The following is a 6,068-nucleotide window of genomic DNA, read 5'->3' on the forward strand; positions in this document are numbered from 1 at the left end:
CCCCTTCACCGGCGCTGCTGAGGCGGTGTTGGGACGCTGGAGACGGCGGAGACGCTCAGGAGAGACTGGGGGCATCTTGAGGGATTTGTTAGGCGGGCGCGCTGAGGTTATTGGCGCAACGGTCTGGTTTTTGGCTCTGGGTGTTATGTTCTTTGACATTGATGGATAACTGAAGAGATATGTGGGCGGTTTGGTTCGTTTCGACGGATTGAATGTCTGTATATCGCGCTAGTAGGTTTCTCGAGCAATCGGGGCCGATGATCTAGTGTCAGCTTCACTGTTTGAGTGGTTCACTGATTTCTTAGGAAGTCTGTGTACATCAAACAGAAGACTTCATCAGGATTAGCCTCCTGATGAGATGTGCAGAGGTTCGAACGTCAAGGATAGCGCAGCAATGTGCTTTCAACTTGAGAGTTTGATCCTGGCTCAGAACGAACGCTGGCGGCAGGCCTAACACATGCAAGTCGAGCGCGCCCTTCGGGGTGAGCGGCGGACGGGTTAGTAACGCGTGGGAATATGCCCAATGGTACGGAATAGCCTCTGGAAACGGAGAGTAATACCGTATGAGCCCTTCGGGGGAAAGATTTATCGCCATTGGATTAGCCCGCGTTAGATTAGGTAGTTGGTGGGGTAATGGCCTACCAAGCCTACGATCTATAGCTGGTTTTAGAGGATGATCAGCAACACTGGGACTGAGACACGGCCCAGACTCCTACGGGAGGCAGCAGTGGGGAATCTTGGACAATGGGGGCAACCCTGATCCAGCCATGCCGCGTGAGTGATGAAGGCCTTAGGGTCGTAAAGCTCTTTCGCCTGTGAAGATAATGACGGTAGCAGGTAAAGAAACCCCGGCTAACTCCGTGCCAGCAGCCGCGGTAATACGGAGGGGGTTAGCGTTGTTCGGAATTACTGGGCGTAAAGCGCACGTAGGCGGATCGGAAAGTTGGGGGTGAAATCCCGGGGCTCAACCCCGGAACTGCCTCCAAAACTATCGGTCTAGAGTTCGAGAGAGGTGAGTGGAATTCCAAGTGTAGAGGTGAAATTCGTAGATATTTGGAGGAACACCAGTGGCGAAGGCGGCTCACTGGCTCGATACTGACGCTGAGGTGCGAAAGTGTGGGGAGCAAACAGGATTAGATACCCTGGTAGTCCACACCGTAAACGATGAATGCCAGTCGTCGGGTAGCATGCTATTCGGTGACACACCTAACGGATTAAGCATTCCGCCTGGGGAGTACGGTCGCAAGATTAAAACTCAAAGGAATTGACGGGGGCCCGCACAAGCGGTGGAGCATGTGGTTTAATTCGAAGCAACGCGCAGAACCTTACCAACCCTTGACATCCTAGGACCGGCCCAGAGATGGGTCTTTCACTTCGGTGACCTAGTGACAGGTGCTGCATGGCTGTCGTCAGCTCGTGTCGTGAGATGTTCGGTTAAGTCCGGCAACGAGCGCAACCCACATCCTTAGTTGCCAGCAGTTCGGCTGGGCACTCTAGGGAAACTGCCCGTGATAAGCGGGAGGAAGGTGTGGATGACGTCAAGTCCTCATGGCCCTTACGGGTTGGGCTACACACGTGCTACAATGGCAGTGACAATGGGTTAATCCCAAAAAACTGTCTCAGTTCGGATTGGGGTCTGCAACTCGACCCCATGAAGTCGGAATCGCTAGTAATCGCGTAACAGCATGACGCGGTGAATACGTTCCCGGGCCTTGTACACACCGCCCGTCACACCATGGGAGTTGGTTCTACCCGACGGCCGTGCGCTAACCTTTTGGGGGCAGCGGACCACGGTAGGATCAGCGACTGGGGTGAAGTCGTAACAAGGTAGCCGTAGGGGAACCTGCGGCTGGATCACCTCCTTTCTAAGGATGTATCTAGTTAGATTTGTTCGCAAATCTCGTGATACACTTAGCAGAAGATCAACAAACAAAGTTGATCAAACTCATGGACCGAGCCGTCCTCATATCTCTTCAGAACACATCAGGCCTGCACGCTGTGAGGTCTGGCCCTCTCGGCAGCTTTTGCGAGCAAAAGCGCCTGTCGGGCAACGTCGATTTTGCAGCTTTTAAAAAGAGCCGAGCAAAATCAACTGGGTCGGTAGCTCAGGTGGTTAGAGCGCACGCCTGATAAGCGTGAGGTCGGAGGTTCAAGTCCTCCTCGACCCACCAAGCCATTTGCGGAGCAAAGGGCGATTTTTATGGGGCCTTAGCTCAGCTGGGAGAGCGCCTGATTTGCATTCAGGAGGTCAGGAGTTCGATCCTCCTAGGCTCCACCATTTACCCGATCAGATCGTTAAGCACCTTTGGGTTCTTAACCGTCCGATTGGACGCAGCTTCTTCGGAGGCTTTGACATCGTATAGAGAGAAATCAATCAACACTGTTTGATCGCGCCGAGTGTGGCGTTGATCTCAGTTGGTCCTCTTCGGAGGAGGTTCGATTTGGGATGTTTCCTCGTCCCTCTTTGAATATCCCGGCTGAAACGAACAGAGTTGTCCAAGTCAAGTACACTAACCCGCATGATCGGCGCCGATAGTCACCCGCAAGGATGACTGGCACCAAAATGATCATGCATTGTCTTCCATTCTCCATGTGGGGCCGACCGACATCGGCAGCATGGGTTCCAGGATGGAAGGCGGGAAAGTATGCTTTTGGTTCAGAAGAAAGATCATCTTTAGTTACCAGCTGGATGATCGCGATTGATTTGATTGCTAGCGCAGCTTCGGTTGTGTGCGGTTAAACGCACTCAAGTAGCCGAATAGGCGGTAGTGCCAATATCAAGTCTTTCTCTTTCTGGATCAAATCAAGCGCGAGAAGGGCGTTTGGTGAATGCCTTGGCAGCAAGAGGCGATGAAAGACGTGATACTCTGCGATAAGCCATGGGGAGCTGAGAATAAGCTTTGATCCATGGATTTCTGAATGGGGCAACCCACCTGAAAGCTTCATATTGTTATCTCTGATAATCAATATGTTGCTTAAACAGGTACTTAAGACCTGAATACATAGGGTTTTAAGAGCAAACCCGGGGAACTGAAACATCTAAGTACCCGGAGGAAAGGAAATCAATTGATACTCCCCTAGTAGCGGCGAGCGAACGGGGACCAGCCGAGCCAGATAAGTGACTAGAACATGTTGGGAAGCATGGCCATAGCGGGTGACAGCCCCGTATAGGAAGCTTTGATGGACGTATTAAGTAGGGCGGAACACGTGAAATTCTGTCTGAAGATCGGAGGACCACCTTCGAAGGCTAAGTACTCCTTGCTGACCGATAGCGAACCAGTACCGTGAGGGAAAGGTGAAAAGCACCCCGACGAGGGGAGTGAAACAGTACCTGAAACCGAACGCCTACAATCAGTCGGAGGCTCCTTGCGAGCTGACGGCGTACCTTTTGTATAATGGGTCATCGACTTGGTCTCACGAGCAAGCTTAAGCCGTTAGGTGTAGGCGTAGCGAAAGCGAGTCTTAATAGGGCGAATGAGTTCGTGGGATCAGACCCGAAACCGAGTGATCTAGGCATGGCCAGGTTGAAGGTAAGGTAACACTTACTGGAGGACCGAACCCACATCCGTTGAAAAGGATCGGGATGAGCTGTGCCTAGGGGTGAAAGGCCAATCAAACTCGGAGATAGCTGGTTCTCTGCGAAATCTATTTAGGTAGAGCGTCATCCGAATACCCCGGGGGGTAGAGCACTGGATGGGTAATGGGGCCCCACAGGCTTACTGATCCTAACCAAACTCCGAATACCCGGGAGTACTAGATGGCAGACACACTGCGGATGCTAACGTCCGTAGTGGAGAGGGAAACAACCCTGACCTACAGCTAAGGCCCCCAATTCATGGCTAAGTGGGAAAGCAGGTGGGACGACCAAAACAACCAGGAGGTTGGCTTAGAAGCAGCCATCCTTTAAAGATAGCGTAACAGCTCACTGGTCTAAATAAGTTGTCCTGCGGCGAAGATGTAACGGGGCTCAAGCCATGAGCCGAAGCTTAGGATGCCGTAAGGCATGGTAGCAGAGCGTAGTGTGACATAGTTCCTATCCTCTTTAGCGTCCTTCGGGGCGCCTTGGAGGATATTTGGAGCTTTCGATGAAGCCGGCCTGTGAGGGATCCGGTGGAGAGATCACTAGTGAGAATGATGACATGAGTAGCGACAAAGAGTGTGAGAGACACTCTCGCCGAAAGTCCAAGGGTTCCTGCTTAAAGCTAATCTGAGCAGGGTAAGCCGGCCCCTAAGCCGAGGCCGAAAGGCGTAGGCGATGGGAACCAGGTTAATATTCCTGGGCCGTGGAGTGGTGACGGATCTCAGGTGTAGTTCAATCTTATCGGATTGATTGGGCTGCTGAGAGGTTCCTGGAAATAGCCCTCCTATCAGACCGTACCCTAAACCGACACAGGTGGACTGGTAGAGAATACCAAGGCGCTTGAGAGAACGATGTTGAAGGAACTCGGCAAAATACCTCCGTAAGTTCGCGAGAAGGAGGCCCGGTTCCTAGGCAACTAGGGGCTGGGGGCACAAACCAGGGGGTGGCGACTGTTTATTAAAAACACAGGGCTCTGCGAAGTCGCAAGACGACGTATAGGGTCTGACGCCTGCCCGGTGCCTGAAGGTTAAAAGGAGAGGTGAGAGCCTTGAATTGAAGCCCAGGTAAACGGCGGCCGTAACTATAACGGTCCTAAGGTAGCGAAATTCCTTGTCGGGTAAGTTCCGACCTGCACGAATGGCGTAACGACTTCCCCGCTGTCTCCAACATCGACTCAGCGAAATTGAATTGCCTGTCAAGATGCAGGCTTCCCGCGGTTAGACGGAAAGACCCCGTGCACCTTTACTACAGCTTCGCACTGGCATCAGGATTGTGATGTGCAGGATAGGTGGTAGGCTTTGAAGCGGAAACGCAAGTATCCGTGGAGCCTCCCTTGAGATACCACCCTTCGCACTCTTGATGTCTAACCGCGGTCCGTTATCCGGATCCGGGACCCTGCGTGGCGGGTAGTTTGACTGGGGCGGTCGCCTCCTAAAGCGTAACGGAGGCGCGCGAAGGTTGGCTCAGAGCGGTCGGAAATCGCTCGTTGAGTGCAATGGCAGAAGCCAGCCTGACTGCGAGACTGACAAGTCGAGCAGAGTCGAAAGACGGCCATAGTGATCCGGTGGTCCCGAGTGGAAGGGCCATCGCTCAACGGATAAAAGGTACGCCGGGGATAACAGGCTGATACTGCCCAAGAGTCCATATCGACGGCAGTGTTTGGCACCTCGATGTCGGCTCATCTCATCCTGGGGCTGGAGCAGGTCCCAAGGGTACGGCTGTTCGCCGTTTAAAGAGGTACGTGAGCTGGGTTTAGAACGTCGTGAGACAGTTCGGTCCCTATCTGCCGTGGGTGTAGGAGACTTGAGAGGAGTTGCCCCTAGTACGAGAGGACCGGGGTGAACGATCCACTGGTGGACCAGTTGTCGTGCCAACGGCAGTGCTGGGTAGCTATGATCGGACAGGATAACCGCTGAAGGCATCTAAGCGGGAAGCCCCCCTCAAAACAAGGTCTCCCTGAGGGCCGTGGAAGACCACCACGTCAATAGGCCGGAGATGTAAGCGCAGTAATGCGTTCAGTTGACCGGTACTAATCGCCCGATAGGCTTGATTTGATCCAGTAACAGAAAGACAAATCAAAACCAAAAGCATACACCGACCTTGAGTTGGACAACGTTGATTGATGTGAAACCCCGTAAGGGGTGACATAACAACCGAGTGGCAACGCGCCTTTGCACGCAAAGACGCTGCCTGCCACCCGTCGCTTTCTTGCTCAGCAAGAATGCAGACATGGGCTTTTCCTCGGTTTGGTGGTCATAGCGCAAGTGAAACACCCGGTCCCATCCCGAACCCGGAAGTTAAGCACTGCCGCGCCAATGGTACTTGGGCTTAAGCCCCGGGAGAGTAGGTCACCGCCAAACCTAGTAAAAGCCCAAAACATCTCTCTAACGATGATACAAATCTGACACTGACGCGGGATGGAGCAGCCCGGTAGCTCGTCAGGCTCATAACCTGAAGGTCGTAGGTTCAAATCCTACTCCCGCAACCA

General features: G+C 53.1%; 3 tRNA genes and 3 rRNA genes. All 6 read left to right on the forward strand.

Annotated elements, in window-relative coordinates:
* The first annotated feature begins 403 nt into the window (after nt 1–403).
* A 16S ribosomal RNA gene (locus ACR0B8_RS20125) occupies nt 404–1,865 on the forward strand.
* Between the two features lie 229 nt (nt 1,866–2,094).
* A tRNA-Ile gene (locus tag ACR0B8_RS20130) sits at nt 2,095–2,171 on the forward strand.
* A gap of 31 nt (nt 2,172–2,202) precedes the next feature.
* Nucleotides 2,203–2,278, forward strand: a tRNA-Ala gene (locus ACR0B8_RS20135).
* Between the two features lie 523 nt (nt 2,279–2,801).
* A 23S ribosomal RNA gene (locus ACR0B8_RS20140) occupies nt 2,802–5,634 on the forward strand.
* A 191-nt stretch (nt 5,635–5,825) separates the two neighbouring features.
* Nucleotides 5,826–5,940, forward strand: a 5S ribosomal RNA gene (gene rrf, locus ACR0B8_RS20145).
* Together the 16S, 23S and 5S rRNA genes with 3 tRNA genes alongside form the textbook arrangement of a ribosomal RNA operon.
* A 51-nt stretch (nt 5,941–5,991) precedes the next feature.
* Nucleotides 5,992–6,068, forward strand: a tRNA-Met gene (locus ACR0B8_RS20150).

It is taken from the genome of Ruegeria sp. BH6 (genome assembly GCF_056538105.1).